At 51.3% G+C, this 17,626-nt stretch carries 15 protein-coding genes and 1 pseudogene; 8 read left to right on the top strand and 8 right to left on the bottom strand.

Annotated elements, in window-relative coordinates:
* From NNO02_RS07145 to NNO02_RS23835, 8 genes and pseudogenes are all read right to left on the bottom strand, one after another.
* Positions 1-389 (bottom strand): annotated as a pseudogene (locus NNO02_RS07145) (hypothetical protein); the annotation flags it as partial.
* 579 nt (positions 390-968) lie between these two features.
* On the bottom strand, positions 969-2,195 hold the full coding sequence (locus tag NNO02_RS07140) for a tyrosine-type recombinase/integrase (protein WP_271454487.1): 1,227 nt from the start codon (positions 2,193-2,195) through the stop codon (positions 969-971).
* A 320-nt stretch (positions 2,196-2,515) separates the two neighbouring features.
* Complete coding sequence (gene mnmE, locus NNO02_RS07135; RefSeq protein ID WP_271441439.1) at positions 2,516-3,880, bottom strand: tRNA uridine-5-carboxymethylaminomethyl(34) synthesis GTPase MnmE; 1,365 nt, start codon at positions 3,878-3,880, stop codon at positions 2,516-2,518.
* A 105-nt stretch (positions 3,881-3,985) separates the two neighbouring features.
* On the bottom strand, positions 3,986-5,632 hold the full coding sequence (gene yidC / locus NNO02_RS07130) for a membrane protein insertase YidC (RefSeq protein ID WP_048213774.1): 1,647 nt from the start codon (positions 5,630-5,632) through the stop codon (positions 3,986-3,988).
* A 2-nt stretch (positions 5,633-5,634) separates the two neighbouring features.
* On the bottom strand, positions 5,635-5,892 hold the full coding sequence (gene yidD, locus NNO02_RS07125) for a membrane protein insertion efficiency factor YidD (protein WP_003023846.1): 258 nt from the start codon (positions 5,890-5,892) through the stop codon (positions 5,635-5,637).
* Positions 5,856-6,215, bottom strand: a complete 360-nt coding sequence (gene rnpA, locus NNO02_RS07120) for a ribonuclease P protein component (RefSeq protein WP_003844432.1) — start codon at positions 6,213-6,215, stop codon at positions 5,856-5,858. The genes yidD and rnpA overlap by 37 nt, the downstream gene beginning before the upstream one ends.
* A gap of 17 nt (positions 6,216-6,232) precedes the next feature.
* Positions 6,233-6,373, bottom strand: a complete 141-nt coding sequence (gene rpmH / locus NNO02_RS07115) for a 50S ribosomal protein L34 (RefSeq protein WP_003023858.1) — start codon at positions 6,371-6,373, stop codon at positions 6,233-6,235.
* A gap of 228 nt (positions 6,374-6,601) precedes the next feature.
* Positions 6,602-6,682: a hypothetical protein gene (locus tag NNO02_RS23835; protein ID WP_418222139.1), complete on the bottom strand. Its 81-nt coding sequence runs from the start codon at positions 6,680-6,682 to the stop codon at positions 6,602-6,604.
* 297 nt (positions 6,683-6,979) lie between these two features.
* Between NNO02_RS23835 and dnaA the strand changes: the two genes are divergently transcribed.
* The 8 genes from dnaA to NNO02_RS07075 all read left to right on the top strand — a co-directional run bounded on the left by dnaA (position 6,980) and on the right by NNO02_RS07075 (position 17,598).
* A complete protein-coding gene (dnaA, locus tag NNO02_RS07110; protein ID WP_271449746.1) occupies positions 6,980-8,383 on the top strand; it encodes a chromosomal replication initiator protein DnaA in 1,404 nt (467 codons plus the stop codon).
* A 4-nt stretch (positions 8,384-8,387) separates the two neighbouring features.
* Complete coding sequence (gene dnaN, locus NNO02_RS07105) at positions 8,388-9,488, top strand: DNA polymerase III subunit beta (protein ID WP_137382192.1); 1,101 nt, start codon at positions 8,388-8,390, stop codon at positions 9,486-9,488.
* A 138-nt stretch (positions 9,489-9,626) separates the two neighbouring features.
* The gene (gene recF, locus NNO02_RS07100; protein ID WP_271441438.1) at positions 9,627-10,700 is read left to right on the top strand and encodes a DNA replication/repair protein RecF; all 1,074 of its coding nucleotides are present in this window, start codon (positions 9,627-9,629) and stop codon (positions 10,698-10,700) included.
* Between the two features lie 28 nt (positions 10,701-10,728).
* Positions 10,729-13,143 carry a DNA topoisomerase (ATP-hydrolyzing) subunit B gene (gyrB, locus tag NNO02_RS07095; protein ID WP_271441437.1) on the top strand — a complete coding sequence of 805 codons (2,415 nt, stop codon included), beginning with the start codon at positions 10,729-10,731 and terminating at the stop codon, positions 13,141-13,143.
* Positions 13,144-13,353: 210 nt separating this feature from the next.
* Positions 13,354-14,166, top strand: coding sequence for a sugar-phosphatase (gene yidA, locus NNO02_RS07090; protein ID WP_271441436.1), 813 nt, complete (start codon positions 13,354-13,356; stop codon positions 14,164-14,166).
* Positions 14,167-14,339: 173 nt separating this feature from the next.
* Entirely contained in the window at positions 14,340-15,350 is a 1,011-nt protein-coding gene (locus tag NNO02_RS07085) for a hypothetical protein (RefSeq protein ID WP_271454486.1), read from the top strand.
* Positions 15,347-16,477, top strand: coding sequence for a BamA/TamA family outer membrane protein (locus tag NNO02_RS07080; RefSeq protein ID WP_442867893.1), 1,131 nt, complete (start codon positions 15,347-15,349; stop codon positions 16,475-16,477). The genes NNO02_RS07085 and NNO02_RS07080 overlap by 4 nt, the downstream gene beginning before the upstream one ends.
* On the top strand, positions 16,474-17,598 hold the full coding sequence (locus NNO02_RS07075; protein ID WP_271454485.1) for a DUF4056 domain-containing protein: 1,125 nt from the start codon (positions 16,474-16,476) through the stop codon (positions 17,596-17,598). The genes NNO02_RS07080 and NNO02_RS07075 overlap by 4 nt, the downstream gene beginning before the upstream one ends.
* Positions 17,599-17,626 lie beyond the last annotated feature (28 nt).

Genomic DNA, 17,626 nt, shown 5'->3' with positions numbered 1-17,626 from the left:
CCTTTGATGTCTGAAATATATTTGCTGTATTTTTGATCTTTAGAGTCTAGAGCCTTTTCTAAAACATCCTTATTGATATTGATTTCATCATTTTTTAAATCCGGGAAATGGGCGAAAAGAACATATGTGATATTATTACCTGGGTTTTTTACAAAATGCTGCATCATTTGAAGTAGAGGCTTATATATTGAGCTATAGCTAAAGTTGTCTACAGTTTCATGATACTTACACTGGATAGCTTCGATTCCTGTGATACTCTCAATTTCAACATCTTCAATTATACCCTCGATTGTTATAATATCAGTTTCAGATGATTGTAGAACACCCAATAGTGCCTTATTGAATTGGTATAAAAAACCTTGAATAGTGTAATCAGCAGTTCTGGACACTTTTAATCCTTATGATATTTGATTCATTCCTTCTAAAGGAATGAATCAACGGAAAATGAATTGCCAATTTATAATTTATTGACAGTAAAGGTTGTCTAATTAAAATATTACCTATGGATAATAAATACTCTGTTGAAAATGAAAAGGCTTTAGTCTTAGTAAAGATTATTAATCTTGAGCTATAAGTAGAGATTTTTGGGGTTATTTTAATCTTGAATAATTTCGTGGCGGTATTATTGAGGTTGTATTTAATGGCTTTTTGACAGAAAATTCTCATAAAAATATGAGCTAGTTTAGATCCTGTTCTCTCAACTGAATAGCTTATGCCATTTAAATTTAAAGATTGTGGGAAATCGTTCATAAAATACTCATAAACTTAGCTCTTTTTCACCTTGGTGACAAAGAAACATCCAAGATCTTTATTAACCCTTTTATAATCTATTAGTTTTTCAAGTGAAACCCCGCCATAAGTCTCAAATTTGTAAGAATTATTATTTTTTTGACAAATAGAATGTAGTTATAGGAGAGCAAGTTATATACAAATGTTAGCTCTGATAGATTGGTGAACATGAATGGAGGCTATGTGCCGTTATTTATCTCATAAGCCTTCCCAAACTTCCCGATAACCACCTTCCTTCCCTCCTCAATCTGCGCATCAACAAAGTCCGCCCAGGACTGAAGCATCTCCCGGCGCTGATTCAGGTACTCCGCACGGTTGTAGACACCGCGAACGCCGCCGATCTTATGCGCCAGGCATTTCTCCACCCAGTCTGAGTTGTAGCCTTGCTCATGGAGCAATGTGCTGGCAGTACGCCGGAAGTCATGAATAACAAAATCCCTGACGTTCAGATCCAGCGTACGCACCGCGCAGTTAAGCGTTGTTTTGGAGATCGGGCGTCGGTGGTCGTTTCGGCTGGGGAAGACGTAAGGGGAATCTCCGGCCAGAAATTTTAGCTCTTCGAACATCGCCAGCGCCTGCTTTGACAGCGGAACAATATGCGGGTTATCCATCTTCATTCTTTCGCCGGGTATACGCCATTCCAGCGCGTTGAAGTTAACTTCACTCCATGTCGCTTCAATCATCTCCGATTTACGCACCATGCAGATGATCAGCAGGTGCAAAGCCAGCTTGTGGCGTCGGTTCATGTTAGAGGTGTAGATCCCCCGTAGCAGGATGCCGATCTCTTCTGCCGTTAGCGCCACGTCGCGGCTTGATGCTTGTGCGATATAACGGGCCTCGATAGCGGCTGCCGGGTTGTTGAAGATGATTCCCCTGGAAATCGCATAGGCCAGCATGCGTTTAAGCACGTTTCGCGTCAGTAATGCGACGTGATCCGAACCTCGTTGCTTGATGCGGTCGAGCACGACCTGAATGTGGGCAGTTGTGAGTTCTTCGAGTTCCAGCTTCCCGATGATGGGAATGATGTCCTTCTTGATAACGCGAGTGATGTTGCGCGGATCGCGGTTACTTTTTTCAACGATATCGGTCAGCCAGCGTTTGGCGAATGTTTTGACTGTCGTTGGGTCTTTCTGTTTAAGTTTTTCTTCCTGCTTTTTCTGCGCGGGATTGATGCCATGAGCAACCATTGAGCGACACTTTTCACGCCAAAGCCGTGCTTCTGCAAGTGAGAAAGCCGGGTATTCGCCCAGCGTGATCTTTTGCGATTTGTTGTCAAAGCGGTAGCGGAAACGCCAGATTTTTCGTCCGGTGGGAAGAACTTCAATCACCAGCCCGTCATGATCGGCAAGTTGCCAGGGGCGGTTTCTGGGAGTAAGTGTGCGTAGTTTGGTATCTGAAAGTGCCACATCTCACCTCTACAGTGTGTCCATGAGCATCCTTTCTAATAGATTGTTTAATATTGGATTATTAACGCCTTCTTTTTCACTGTGTCCATGAGAAGGCAGATTTGAGCGTTTTTTATACCGTTTTTTGTGTCCATTTGATGTGATTTTTAGCTCAAAAAACAAACAATGACACACGGGGAATTTAAAGATGGGCACAATTCAGGACACAAAAATCGCGGATGAACCCGCACGACTATGGACGAGTACGGAAAGTAAAAACCCGCATTAACAGGCAGTTAATGCGGGTTAGTGAACGTTCACGGACGAGGATGGACTAAAACTTATTTACCAATACAGAAGCTGGAGAAAATCCGCCCCAGCAGATCGTCGGAAGTAAATTCTCCAGTTATCTCACTGAGGTTTTGCTGTGCAAGGCGCAACTCCTCTGCTAACAACTCTCCGGCCCATGCTCCTAATAGCTGAGCTTTACCCTGCTGAAGATGTTCCGCTGCTTCTGCCAGTGCCTGCAGATGACGACGACGCGCCAGGAAGCCGCCTTCCATATTGGTTTCAAAGCCCATGCTCTGTTTGAGATGGTTGCGCAATACGTCAACACCTTCGCCGGTACGCGCAGAGAGGCGAACCAGTGAGTGGCCATTTACTTCGCTGAGACCCAGCGTTTCACCCGTGATATCCGCTTTGTTACGCACGACGGTAATCGGCAGTTTTGCAGGTAAACGCGCAATAAAGTCTGGCCAGATGTCTGCGGGGTCAACCGCGTCGGTGGTGGTGCCATCAACCATAAACAGTACGCGGTCAGCCTGTTCGATCTCCTGCCAGGCGCGTTCAATACCAATGCGTTCAACTTCGTCACTGGCGTCGCGCAGACCGGCGGTATCGATGATGTGCAACGGCATACCGTCGATATGGATATGCTCACGCAGCACGTCGCGGGTGGTGCCGGCGATATCGGTGACAATAGCTGCTTCACGGCCAGCGAGGGCGTTCAACAGACTTGATTTACCGGCGTTAGGACGCCCGGCAATCACCACTTTCATGCCTTCGCGTAGCAGGCTGCCCTGACGTGCTTCGGCACGCACGGCATCAAGATCGGCTATTACGCTATTGAGCTGGGCTTCAATCTTGCCGTCAGACAGGAAGTCAATTTCCTCATCAGGAAAATCAATCGCAGCCTCCACATAGATGCGCAGGTGAGTGAGTGCTTCCACAAGATGATTGACTCGTGCAGAAAACGCACCCTGTAAGGAATTTAGCGCCGAGCGTGCCGCCTGCTCAGAGCTGGCGTCGATCAGATCGGCAATTGCTTCAGCCTGGGCTAAATCGAGCTTATCGTTAAGAAATGCGCGCTCGGAGAACTCACCCGGTCTGGCAATGCGCAGGCCGGGAATGGTCAGAATACGTTTAAGCAGCAGATCGAGAATGACCGGACCGCCGTGACCCTGAAGCTCTAAGACGTCTTCACCGGTAAAGGAGTTCGGGCCAGGGAACCACAGCGCAATCCCCTGATCCAGCACGCTGCCATCCGCGTCTTTAAATGGCAGGTAGTCGGCATAACGCGGTTTTGGCAGTTTACCCAGTACGGTTTCGGCGACCTCGCGGGCTTTCAGGCCGGAGATGCGCAGAATACCCACACCACCACGTCCCGGTGGGGTTGCCTGAGCGACGATGGTGTCGTTATGGCTCATGATATGTCTCTTTGTCATGCAATAAAAAAGGCGGTCTAATGACCGCCCTTTGCTTTATGTTCCGTTTGCCGGATGGCGGTTTCGCCTAATCCGGCCTACACCGAATCAGGAGTTTTTCTTCTCGCGGCTATGCAGGCCACGTTTCTCCAGACCACGGTAAATCAGCTGTTGCTGAATAATGGTTACCAGGTTGCTGACGATATAGTACAGCACCAGACCTGATGGGAACCACAGGAAGAACACGGTGAAGATGACCGGCATAAAGGTCATGATCTTCTGCTGCATCGGGTCGGTCACGGTGGTCGGAGACATCTTCTGGATGAAGAACATCGTCACGCCCATCAGGATCGGCAGGATGTAGTACGGGTCCTGTGCAGACAGGTCATGGATCCACAGTGCGAACGGCGCATGGCGCAGTTCAATGGAGCCCATCAGCATGTAGTACAACGCCAGGAAGATTGGCATCTGGATGATCAGCGGGAAGCAGCCACCCAGCGGGTTAACCTTCTCAGCTTTGTACAGGGCCATCATTTCCTGGCTCTGACGCTGTTTGTCATCGCCCAGACGCTCACGCATTGCCTGAATCTTCGGCTGCAGCATACGCATCTTCGCCATGGAGGTGTACTGCGCTTTGGTCAGCGGGTACATGATGCCACGAACGATAAAGGTGATAACGATGATGGAGAAGCCCCAGTTACCCAGGAAGCTATGGATCCATTTCAGCAGTTTGAACAGCGGCTGAGAGATAAACCACAACCAGCCGTAATCCACGGTCAGATCCAGGTGCGGTGCAACGGCCGCCATTTTATCCTGAATTTCCGGGCCGACCCATAGGGTGCTGGTCATCGCGCCAGTCTGACCTGGCTGTACCAGTACCGGCTGAGATTTATAACCGATAGCGGCAATGCCATTACCCAGGTTAGCTGTGTAGAAATTATTGGTGCCGTCGTTACGCGGAACCCATGCCGTTGCGAAATACTGTTGCAGCATTGCAACCCAGCCGTCTTTAGCATTGACGTTCAGGTTTTCGTTATCAGCAATGGTGTCGAATTTGTATTTCTCATACTTCTCATCAGGCGTGGAGTACGCTGCGCCACGGAAGGTATGCAGTGCAAAGTTGCTGCTACCGGTGTCGCGATGAGAGGGCAGATTGATGGATTGCTTCAACTGACCAAAGGTGGAGACTTCCAGCGGTTTCTCGCCGGCGTTCTGCACGCTGTAGTTAACGTTGACAGCATATTCACCACGTTTGAGGACAAACGTCTTCGTGAATGTGTTACCCGCTGCGTCAGTATAGGTCATCGGGATCTGCAGTTCGTTCTGACCATCAGCCAGTACAAAGGCGTCTTTTTCGACGTTGTACAGCGGACGCGGGCCGTTAGCCGGGTTATCCGGGCCGTCACGACCTGTCAGGCCACTTTGTGCCTGGTAGATGAACTGTGGCGTGGTTTCCAGTAACTGGAACGGTTCGGTTGAACCCAGTTCTTTCGGGTACGCTGGCAGTGAAGCCTGTTCCACATCACCACCACGGGTGTTGATGGTCAGATCAAGCACGTCAGTTTTAACCGTAATCAGTTTCCCCTGGCCACTGGCCGGTACGCCCTGGTCGGCGGCGCTACCCGCTGCGGTGGTCGTTGTCTGCGTGGTCTGTTGGGCCTGAGGTTGCGGATTTTTATCCTGCTCCCAAGCTTGCCAGATCATGAAAGACACGAACAGCAAAGCGATGACTAAAAGATTGCGTTGCGAATCCATCGTTAGTGTTCTCTGGTATCAAATGGTCCGGGCGGGACGGGATCGTCACCACCAGGGTGTAAAGGGTGGCATTTTAATACGCGTTTCACCGTCAACCAACTGCCTTTTATCACTCCAAACCTGCGCAATGCCTCAATTCCGTAGCTCGAACAGGTTGGAGTGAAACGGCAATGCGGCCCAAGCAGCGGACTGATAAGGCGTTGATAGACCCGAATGAGGGCTATCAGGACCCGCGAGCCAGGCGACAATGGCGACGCCATAATTTTTCCAACGCTTCCGAGAGAGCACGGTTATCGAGGTCGGCAACCCCTTTTTTAGCCACCACCACGAAATCCATTGCTGGAAGCTCGTGCTGACGTAAACGAAAGCTTTCACGCGTCAGACGTTTAATCCGATTACGTTCATGCGCACGTTTAACATTTTTCTTGGCGACTGTAAGACCGATACGGGGATGCCCCAGCGAATTCAGGCGGCCGAGGATGGTGATTTGCGGCGTGCCAGCCCGTTGTGGCTGCTGGAAGACGAATGTGAAATGAGTGGGAGTTAACAAACGTAACTCCCTGGGAAATGCGAGCTTAACCACTCAGGGGCTAGCTTTTATTACTTAGAAACGGTCAGACGAGAACGGCCTTTAGCACGACGACGTGCCAGAACCTGACGACCATTTTTATTTGCCATACGAGCACGGAAGCCGTGAGAACGGTTGCGCTTCAGTACAGACGGTTGAAAAGTGCGTTTCATGGCGATTTCTACCTAAACTTGAATAAATTCACTGACTTTTGCGTATACCCGAACGAATTTCGAACGACTTACGCCACAGTGTGGGTGATTAAAGAGGCCGGATTGTAATAATTGTACACTCCGGAGTCAATTCTCTTTCCTTATATCCCGTTTTTTTTCACGTGGTTTTGTGTAAAAAACAGGCAGCGTTGACGCCGTAAGGCGACCGTTACTCGCTGGGGGTAAGAATTATACGGGCTGGTGGATAAAGCGCAAGGATCGCTCGGGATCTTTATTAGATCGTTTAAGCAGTAAAGCATCTTTACTCATTAATTTTTTCAATATGCGCGCGAAAACCTGCAGCACTTCTCCAGGATCGTTTACACTTAGCCGATTCTGGATCATCCTGTGGATAAATCGGGAAGAATCTGTGAGAAACAGAAGATCTCTTTCTCAGTTTACGCTATGATCCGCGGTCCTGATCGTTTCATTGGATCCTGATCGGGTAAAAATTGCAGATAGCAATTCGCACGTCACCCTTTGCATAGGGTCTTGTCGATGTGCGTCAACAATCATGAATGTTTCAGCCTTTGTCATTTATCGACTTTTGTTCGAGTGGAGTCCGCCGTGTCACTTTCGCTTTGGCAGCAGTGTCTTGCCCGATTGCAGGATGAGTTACCAGCCACAGAATTCAGTATGTGGATACGCCCGTTGCAGGCGGAACTGAGCGATAACACGCTGGCTTTGTATGCGCCAAACCGTTTTGTGCTCGATTGGGTAAGGGATAAATACCTCAATAATATTAATGGATTGCTGAATAGTTTCTGCGGAGCAGATGCCCCACAGCTGCGTTTTGAGGTTGGCACTAAACCTGTCACGCAAACGCTGAAGACGCCGGTGAATAACATCGTTACACCTGCGCATGTGGCTCAACAAGTGCAACCGCAACGAGTCGCTCCGGCGGCGCGTCCCGGCTGGGATAACGTACCAGCCCCGGCAGAACCTACCTATCGCTCTAACGTCAACGTCAAACATACGTTTGATAACTTCGTTGAAGGTAAATCTAACCAACTGGCGCGCGCGGCGGCACGTCAGGTGGCGGACAATCCTGGCGGCGCCTACAATCCGTTATTCCTTTATGGTGGTACAGGTCTGGGTAAAACCCACCTGCTGCACGCTGTAGGTAACGGCATTATGGCGCGTAAGCCGAACGCAAAAGTGGTGTATATGCACTCCGAGCGTTTTGTGCAGGACATGGTTAAAGCCCTGCAAAACAATGCGATCGAAGAGTTTAAACGCTATTACCGTTCCGTTGATGCGTTGCTGATTGACGATATTCAATTCTTTGCCAATAAAGAACGTTCGCAGGAAGAATTTTTCCACACCTTTAATGCCCTGCTGGAAGGTAATCAGCAGATCATCCTGACATCGGATCGCTATCCGAAGGAGATCAACGGCGTTGAAGATCGTCTGAAATCCCGCTTCGGCTGGGGGCTGACCGTCGCGATCGAACCGCCTGAACTGGAGACGCGCGTAGCGATCCTGATGAAAAAAGCAGATGAAAACGACATTCGTCTGCCGGGTGAGGTGGCGTTCTTTATTGCCAAGCGCCTACGCTCTAACGTGCGTGAACTGGAAGGCGCACTGAACCGCGTGATCGCCAACGCTAACTTTACTGGCCGGGCGATTACTATCGATTTCGTGCGTGAAGCGCTGCGCGATTTGCTGGCATTGCAGGAAAAACTGGTCACCATCGACAATATTCAAAAGACGGTGGCGGAGTATTACAAAATCAAAATTGCGGATCTGCTTTCTAAGCGTCGATCTCGCTCGGTAGCTCGTCCGCGCCAGATGGCGATGGCGCTGGCAAAAGAGCTCACTAACCACAGTCTGCCGGAAATTGGCGATGCGTTTGGTGGGCGTGACCATACTACCGTGCTTCATGCCTGTCGCAAGATTGAGCAGTTGCGTGAAGAAAGCCATGATATTAAAGAAGATTTCTCCAATTTAATCAGAACATTATCTTCGTGACGCTATGAAATTTACCGTTGAACGTGAACATTTATTAAAACCGCTTCAGCAGGTCAGCGGCCCGCTGGGTGGTCGTCCTACACTGCCGATCCTCGGAAACCTGTTGCTACAGGTTGCGGATGGAACGCTTTCTCTGACCGGTACCGATCTCGAAATGGAGATGGTGGCACGCGTGGCGCTGATCCAGGCTCATGAGCCTGGTGCAACCACCGTTCCGGCGCGTAAATTCTTCGACATTTGTCGTGGGTTGCCGGAAGGTGCGGAAATCGCCGTTCAACTGGAAGGCGACCGTATGCTGGTGCGTTCTGGCCGCAGCCGTTTCTCGCTGTCCACATTACCTGCTGCTGACTTTCCGAATCTGGATGACTGGCAGAGCGAAGTCGAATTCACCTTGCCGCAGGCAACGATGAAGCGTCTGATTGAAGCCACGCAGTTCTCAATGGCGCATCAGGACGTGCGTTATTACTTAAACGGTATGTTGTTTGAAACTGAAGGCGAAGAGCTGCGTACCGTGGCGACCGATGGTCACCGTCTGGCTGTTTGTTCTATGCCGGTTGGTCAGTCCCTGCCTAACCATTCGGTGATCGTACCGCGTAAAGGTGTGATTGAATTGATGCGTATGCTCGACGGTGGCGACAACCCGCTGCGTGTGCAGATCGGCAGCAATAACATTCGCGCACACGTGGGCGATTTCATCTTTACCTCCAAACTGGTGGATGGCCGCTTCCCGGATTACCGTCGTGTACTCCCGAAGAACCCGGACAAACATCTGGAGGCGGGCTGCGATATTCTCAAACAGGCGTTTGCCCGAGCGGCAATTCTTTCTAACGAGAAATTCCGCGGCGTGCGTCTGTATGTCAGTGAAAATCAGCTCAAAATCACGGCCAACAACCCGGAACAGGAAGAGGCGGAAGAGATCCTCGACGTCACCTATCCGGGCACTGAACTGGAAATCGGTTTTAACGTCAGCTACGTGCTGGACGTACTTAATGCGCTGAAGTGTGAAAATGTGCGCATTATGCTGACCGATTCCGTATCCAGCGTACAGATTGAAGATGCAGCGTCACAATCCGCAGCCTATGTCGTCATGCCTATGCGCTTGTAAAGAATATCGGGCTATCTTACTTGTTATTCTGGCTCCGGGCAGTGCTCGCAATCCTCACGTACTTCAGTACGCTCCGGTTGCTGTGCGCTGGCCGTAACCAGACTAACTGCGACGATAACGCCCTGGTTATGAGTTGATATGTCGCTATCCCGACTGCTAATCAAAGACTTCCGCAATATCGAAAACGCGGATCTCGCTTTATCCCCTGGCTTTAACTTCCTGGTTGGCGCGAACGGCAGCGGCAAAACCAGTGTGCTGGAAGCCATCTATACACTCGGCCATGGCCGGGCGTTTCGCAGTTTGCAGATTGGCCGTGTGATTCGCCACGAGCAGGAATCGTTTGTCCTCCACGGGCGTTTACAGGGTGAGGAACGCGAGACCTCGATTGGTCTGACGAAAGACAAACAGGGCGACAGTAAAGTACGCATTGATGGCACTGACGGGCATAAGGTCGCAGAACTGGCGCACCTGATGCCGATGCAGCTGATAACGCCTGAAGGGTTTACTTTACTCAACGGCGGCCCCAAATACAGAAGAGCATTCCTTGACTGGGGATGCTTTCATAATGAAGCCGGATTTTTCACCGCCTGGAGCAACCTGAAGCGACTGCTCAAGCAGCGCAATGCGGCACTGCGCCAGGTGAGTCGTTATGAGCAACTGCGCCCGTGGGATAGAGAACTTATCCCGCTGGCGGAACAAATCAGCACCTGGCGCGCGGAGTACAGCGCGGGTATCGCGCAGGATATGGCAGATACCTGCCAGCAGTTTCTTCCCGAATTCTCTCTCTCGTTCTCTTTCCAGCGTGGTTGGGAGAAGGAGACAGATTATGCTGAGGTGCTGGAACGCAGTTTTGAACGCGACCGCATGTTGACCTACACCGCGCACGGCCCGCACAAGGCGGATTTCCGCATTCGCGCCGACGGTGCGCCGGTGGAAGACACGTTGTCGCGTGGGCAGTTAAAACTGCTAATGTGCGCCTTACGACTGGCGCAAGGGGAGTTCCTGACCCGTGAAAGCGGACGGCGCTGCCTGTACCTGATAGATGATTTTGCCTCTGAACTGGATGATGCGCGTCGCGGGCTGCTGGCCAGCCGCTTAAAAGCCACGCAATCTCAGGTCTTTGTCAGCGCAATCAGCGCTGAACACGTTATAGACATGTCCGATGAAAATTCGAAGATGTTTACCGTGGAAAAGGGTAAAATAACGGATTAACCCAAGATAAAATGAGCGAGAAACGTTGATGTCGAATTCTTATGACTCCTCCAGTATCAAAGTCCTGAAAGGGCTGGATGCGGTGCGTAAGCGCCCGGGTATGTATATCGGCGACACGGATGACGGCACCGGTCTGCACCACATGGTATTCGAGGTGGTAGATAACGCTATCGACGAAGCGCTCGCGGGTCACTGTAAAGATATCGTTGTGACGATTCACGCTGACAACTCCGTGTCCGTTACCGATGATGGCCGTGGTATCCCAACCGGTATCCACCCGGAAGAGGGCGTTTCGGCGGCAGAAGTTATCATGACCGTTCTGCATGCAGGCGGTAAGTTCGATGATAACTCTTATAAAGTGTCTGGTGGTCTGCACGGCGTAGGTGTATCCGTCGTTAACGCCCTGTCGCAAAAACTGGAGCTGGTGATTCGTCGTGAAGGCAAAGTGCATCAGCAAACTTACGTGCACGGTGTGCCACAAGCACCGCTGGCGGTAACAGGCGAAACAGAATTGACCGGTACCCAGGTCCGTTTCTGGCCAAGCCACGAAACCTTCACCAATGTCGTTGAGTTTGAATACGACATTCTGGCGAAGCGTCTGCGCGAGCTGTCCTTCCTGAACTCCGGCGTATCCATCCGCCTGCGCGACAAACGTGACGGCAAAGAAGATCATTTCCACTACGAAGGCGGTATTAAGGCATTTGTTGAGTATCTCAACAAAAATAAAACGCCGATCCACCCAAATATCTTCTATTTCTCCACCGAAAAAGACGGTATCGGCGTTGAAGTTGCGCTGCAGTGGAACGATGGCTTCCAGGAAAATATCTACTGCTTTACCAACAATATTCCGCAGCGTGACGGCGGTACTCACCTTGCAGGCTTCCGTGCGGCGATGACCCGTACTCTGAATGCCTACATGGACAAAGAAGGTTACAGCAAAAAAGCGAAAGTTAGCGCCACCGGTGACGACGCCCGTGAAGGCCTGATTGCCGTCGTATCGGTAAAAGTACCGGATCCGAAATTCTCCTCTCAGACCAAAGACAAACTGGTTTCTTCAGAGGTGAAATCGGCGGTAGAACAGCAGATGAACGAACTGCTGAGCGAATACCTGCTTGAGAACCCGTCTGACGCCAAAATCGTTGTCGGCAAAATTATTGACGCTGCGCGTGCGCGTGAAGCGGCTCGTCGTGCCCGTGAAATGACCCGTCGTAAAGGCGCGCTGGACTTAGCAGGTCTGCCGGGCAAACTGGCTGACTGTCAGGAACGTGACCCGGCACTGTCTGAACTGTACCTTGTGGAAGGGGACTCTGCGGGCGGTTCTGCGAAGCAGGGCCGTAACCGTAAGAATCAGGCGATCCTCCCGCTGAAGGGTAAAATCCTCAACGTTGAGAAAGCGCGTTTCGACAAGATGCTCTCTTCCCAGGAAGTGGCGACGCTGATCACCGCGCTGGGCTGTGGTATTGGCCGGGACGAGTACAACCCGGATAAACTGCGTTATCACAGCATCATTATCATGACCGATGCGGATGTCGACGGCTCGCATATCCGTACGCTGCTGTTGACCTTCTTCTATCGCCAGATGCCAGAAATCGTGGAACGCGGTCACGTCTACATTGCGCAGCCGCCGCTGTACAAAGTGAAAAAAGGCAAGCAGGAACAGTATATTAAAGACGATGAAGCGATGGATCAGTACCAGATCTCCATCGCTCTGGATGGTGCAACGCTGCATACCAACGCCAATGCGCCGGCCCTTTCCGGTGAGTCGTTAGAAAAACTGGTTTCTGAGTACAATGCGACGCAGAAAATGATCGGCCGTATGGAACGCCGCTTCCCGAAAACGCTGCTGAAAGAGTTGGTTTATCAGCCAACGTTGACAGAAGCCGACTTGGCGAGCGAGCAGACCGTTACCCGTTGGGTTAATGCGCTGGTGACGGAACTGAATGAAAATGAACAGCACGGTAGCCTGTGGAAGTTCGACATTCAGGAAAACACTGAACAAGGGCTGTTCGAACCGATTATTCGCGTGCGTACGCACGGCGTGGATACCGATTACGCACTGGACCACGAGTTTGTGACCGGCGGCGAATATCGTCGTATCTGCACGCTAGGTGAGAAACTGCGCGGCCTGATTGAAGACGATGCATTTATTGAACGTGGTGAACGTCGTCAGCCGGTTGCCAGCTTCGAGCAGGCACTGGACTGGCTGGTGAAAGAGTCCCGTCGCGGCCTCGCTATTCAGCGCTATAAAGGCCTGGGCGAGATGAACCCGGAACAGCTGTGGGAAACCACCATGGATCCGGAAAGCCGCCGTATGCTGCGCGTTACGGTGAAGGATGCGATTGCGGCTGACCAACTTTTCACCACCCTGATGGGTGATGCTGTTGAACCGCGTCGTGCATTTATCGAAGAAAACGCCCTGAAAGCGGCGAATATCGATATTTAAGCCAATCTGTAGGCCGGATAAGGCGGTTTACGCCGCCATCCGGCAAGACGTTGTATTGTGCCTGATGGCGCCTTGCTTATCAGGCCTACAAACGACACCCCATCTACAAAAAGGGGAATCCCGATTCCCCTTTCTATCCCCCTTTTCGTAGCTGTTTTTTGAGCGGAATCGCGTTAGCATGAGGACGGACTCATTTAATCCGGGGAACTCATGGCTATCAAACTTATTGCTATCGACATGGATGGCACACTTCTGCTGCCCGATCACACCATTTCACCTGCGGTCAAAACGGCCATTGCCGCTGCGCGCGCGCGAGGTGTGAATGTGGTGCTGACCACGGGGCGCCCGTATGCTGGCGTCCACAGCTATCTGAAAGAACTGCATATGGAACAACCCGGTGATTACTGCATTACCTACAATGGTGCACTGGTGCAGAAAGCCGGAGACGGAAGTACCGTCGCGCAAACCGCGCTGAGCTATGATGATTACCGTTTCCTGGAGCAACTCTCCAGGGAGGTCGGCTCGCATTTCCACGCACTCGATCGCAATACGCTGTATACCGCCAACCGTGACATCAGTTACTACACGGTACATGAGTCTTTCGTCGCGACCATCCCACTGGTGTTCTGTGAAGCAGAGAAAATGGACCCGGCGACCCAGTTCCTGAAAGTGATGATGATTGATGAACCAGAGATCCTCGATAAAGCTATCTCGCGTATTCCAGCAGAGGTAAAAGAGAAGTACACCGTGCTGAAAAGTGCGCCGTACTTCCTCGAAATTCTGGATAAACGCGTCAATAAAGGGACGGGCGTAAAATCACTGGCCGATGCGCTGGGAATTAAAGCGGAAGAGATTATGGCGATTGGCGATCAGGAAAATGATATCGCGATGATCGAATACGCAGGCGTAGGTGTTGCAATGGATAATGCTATTTCGTCGGTGAAAGAAGTGGCTAACTTCGTGACGAAATCCAATCTTGAAGACGGCGTTGCCTGGGCAATTGAGAAATACGTTCTCTCCTGATACACGTTGTGCCTGGCTTCGGCCAGGCATAGAACATTAAGAATGTTATAAAAATCATGTTTGTATTATCAGATGTGAAATCGCACATTAATCCCCCCACTTAGCACGTAACTTCTATACTCTCCCCCCTTCTTTTATATTCGGGCGATTCCTGCCTGCAACTATGTTTCCTTATGACTAACACACGCATCCGCCTGGTGTTGATGACGTCTTCCTGTTTGGCTTTTCAAGCCTGGGCTGCGACGGATTCTGGCTCAACATTGACACCGCTGTATGACTATCAGGACGATGGTCAGGCTACTTCTTTGCCGACAAAACCCGCGGCTAAACCAACCGCAAGCCACTCTGTTTTGCCGTTTTTAGGTGAGGAGGCACGTAAACGTGGCTACGACCTGCCTGAGCCGTTTGGCGTGAATATTAACTACATGAATATCAGGCAAAATATTAATGTAGACAGTATTAATTTCAACGGTCTCTCCCTGCGCGGTCACTCATTGGATAACGCGTTTAAAATCAACGTTGGCAATACCCGAGAGAGAAGTAAAACCGAAACCTTAAAACTGGATGCCTGGCTACTGCCTTTTATGAACGTCTATGGCCTGATTGGCTATACCGACGGGCACTCTGTTTCGCAGATAGGTGTAGGAATCAAAGGACCACGTAAATACCGCACACCAGCTAATTTGCAGAATCTGGCATTTCAGCTCGACTTTAAAGGTACAACCTACGGTGTAGGAACGACTCTGGTTGGCGGAGTGGGCAACTGGTTTACGGCTTTTGATGCCAACTATACGCAAACGCAGTTCGATATCCTTGATGGCAGTATCAATGCCTTTACCGTCTCTCCGCGTGTAGGTTATCGCTTTACCACTCCCGGCGTGGAGGCCCTGCACATGCCATCCGGCAAGTTAAATCTGTGGGTGGGCAGCATGTATCAGGATGTGCAGCAAGAATTTAGCGGCAGCCTGAACGATCTCACAATGCCTTCTGCCGCACTGCAAAAAATGGTGGATATTGCGAACAAGGATGGCAATGGTCGCTTCGATGTTAAACAGCACCTGCAATCACCCTGGAATGTGCTGGTAGGCGCGCAATATGAGTTGACCCGCAACTTTAATATCACCACCGAAATTGGCTTTGCCGATCGTAATAGCTTCTTTGCTGCGGGAGAGTATCGTTTTTGACGCGCATCGGCCTGCTTCTGTTTTTCTGCCTCTTAGCCGGATACGTTCAGTCGGCGCTGCCGACCCGTAACGAGGTTGACGGCTGGCTGAATAAACTGGGCGCCAGCGATAACTTTAACGCCAGTAAAGGTATCGACTGGGGAGTGATGCCTGGGCCGTTTTATACCCCGGAACTGGGGTTGGGGATCGGTACGGCGGTGGTGGGGATGTATCGACCCGATCCGAACGATACGGTGAGTCAAAACTCGACGCTGACGCTGAGCGGTTACTTTAGCTCAACGGGGGCTTTCGGCATCACGATGCAAAATTATGCTTTTTTCGCCGACGATCGCTGGCGTTTCTTTCTTAATGGCGCATTAACAGATACCCCAACCTACTACTGGGGACAGGGTTTTAGCGCTGGAGATAAAGATAGCCAAAAACAGCAATATACCGCTCAGGTCCTGGATTTGCGTCCAACGCTATACCGGCGGTTAGCACCTAACATCTATCTGGGACTCGGCTGGTCGCTGAATACTCAGCATGCTGCGCAAATGGACGACAACGACCCTCCGAAAATTGAAAACACGCCGCAGGGGGCATCGGTTCTCAGTTCCGGGAGCAGCGTAGAATTGAGTTGGGACGATCGTGATTTCGTCCCTAATCCGCGTAAAGGACAGTATGCCGATGTACGCTACACCCGCTTTAATCCGGAGGTGGGGAGTGATACCCGGTTTGATGAATACCAGTTGCATTACAGTCGTTACCACTCGCTGGACGATAAAAACGTGCTGGCATGGGAGGCGGATGGCACGTTTACCCAGGGATCAGTGCCGTGGAGCATGATGCCGCTGCTCGGTAGCAATCAACGCATGCGCGGTTATTACGAAGGGCGCTATCGGGATAAGAATGTCGTTAGCGGACAACTTGAGTATCGCCGCAAGCTCGATTGGCGGCACGGCGTGGTCGGTTGGCTGGGCGCAGGTACTATGGGGCCATCATTTAGTGCGCTGGACGACGGACGTTGGCTGCCCTCGGCAGGAGTCGGTTATCGCTTTGAATTCAAGCCGCGCGTTAACGTACGCCTGGATTACGGCATCGGCAAAGGCAGCAGTGGTTTCTATTTTCAGGTCGGAGAGGCATTTTGAGCAGGTTGCTGAAAACCATGTCATTACTGGCATTACTTCTCGCAGGCAGTGCTGGGGCAGTATTACCGGTGGCATTAGATCTGGCTCCGCAGGCAACAGCGAGGGCAACCACCGCGTGGCCTGCTATGCCGCCACAGCCACTGCCTAAAGGGTTACGTCCTTGCTGTGCATTTGGCTACAACTTGCATGCGGAATTTCTGGGCATGCCGGTACCGTTTTATCAGCTGGATAACGTGGTCCCGGCAGGCCACCTTGGATTGCATCAGTACAACGATAGCATGCTGGCCGGGCTGGAAAACCTGAGCGGTTTAAGCCGTGAGAATAACGGTATTCTCTATACCGCCCGTGGCGGTTTTATTGATACCGCCCACGTTCGTGATACCGCTGATATGACGGTCTATATCTTTAGTCAGATCCTGCCGAAACTGGGGCAGGCTTTTACGCTCGATCTGGATACCGAGCTGGCCCAGCGCCGGTTGGTGTTTAATGCCTTTACACCACCAACCGATCCAGTCGCGCGTTATACGCTGGCAGCCTGGCTGGCCGCTCATCTGGCTTTTCAGGTCGCGGAGTGGCATGAAATTGCGCAATGGTACGGTTTTGAGTCTGTTCCCGGATTTTCTGAAGGTGTTTCTGCTTTTTCGCCAGAAGATCTTTACTCCAACCTGCTTGGTGCCCGCCTGGCGGTGTCACTGATTCTGGAGGGACAAACGGTTTCTCAGGGGGTTTACGAGGTGGCGATGGGAACGGCGCTTCGTCAGGCACTTGTCCATCTTGGCGCTCAGTCGCCGGAACTCACCCGTTTCCATTTCGATATGCTGGACGGTCGCTGGTGGAACAGTCGGCGTCGGGTGCCGGAAAAATATCTGGTACTGCGGCGTAACTATCAGATGGGGGATAATCGTTTGCCGACACGCGTGCCCGGCGAGCAAGCTGTTCTGCAGCGACTGGCGCTGCCGCACCACTGGCAGGGCGTTGATCTTAATGCTGTCGGAGAGCTGCAACTGTGGCCGGGTACAGCAATGGAGCGGTTACCGCCGCCCATTCGTTACTACACCTTCGAGGACTTCCCCGCTTTGGCAGTGAACGCTCAGCAAGCTGATGCGCTTGCGGCCCGCTAAAGGCTTATGGGATATGCGCTGTGCATGG

The organism is Citrobacter sp. Awk 2, assembly GCF_028069815.1.
Lineage (GTDB): Bacteria > Pseudomonadota > Gammaproteobacteria > Enterobacterales > Enterobacteriaceae > Citrobacter.
The sequence above is the reverse complement of the archived record's forward strand: the minus strand, read 5'-3'. Positions and strand labels throughout refer to the sequence as shown.

Coding starts and splice junctions, on each gene's coding strand:
- NNO02_RS23835 (WP_418222139.1), bottom strand. CDS start 6,682: ATGAGTAAAGATGCTTTACTGCTTAAACGATCTAATAAAGATCCCGAG.
- recF (WP_271441438.1), top strand. CDS start 9,627: ATGTCGCTATCCCGACTGCTAATCAAAGACTTCCGCAATATCGAAAAC.
- NNO02_RS07085 (WP_271454486.1), top strand. CDS start 14,340: ATGACTAACACACGCATCCGCCTGGTGTTGATGACGTCTTCCTGTTTG.
- yidC (WP_048213774.1), bottom strand. CDS start 5,632: ATGGATTCGCAACGCAATCTTTTAGTCATCGCTTTGCTGTTCGTGTCT.
- yidA (WP_271441436.1), top strand. CDS start 13,354: ATGGCTATCAAACTTATTGCTATCGACATGGATGGCACACTTCTGCTG.
- dnaN (WP_137382192.1), top strand. CDS start 8,388: ATGAAATTTACCGTTGAACGTGAACATTTATTAAAACCGCTTCAGCAG.
- yidD (WP_003023846.1), bottom strand. CDS start 5,892: ATGGCGTCGCCATTGTCGCCTGGCTCGCGGGTCCTGATAGCCCTCATT.
- gyrB (WP_271441437.1), top strand. CDS start 10,729: ATGTCGAATTCTTATGACTCCTCCAGTATCAAAGTCCTGAAAGGGCTG.
- rpmH (WP_003023858.1), bottom strand. CDS start 6,373: ATGAAACGCACTTTTCAACCGTCTGTACTGAAGCGCAACCGTTCTCAC.
- mnmE (WP_271441439.1), bottom strand. CDS start 3,880: ATGAGCCATAACGACACCATCGTCGCTCAGGCAACCCCACCGGGACGT.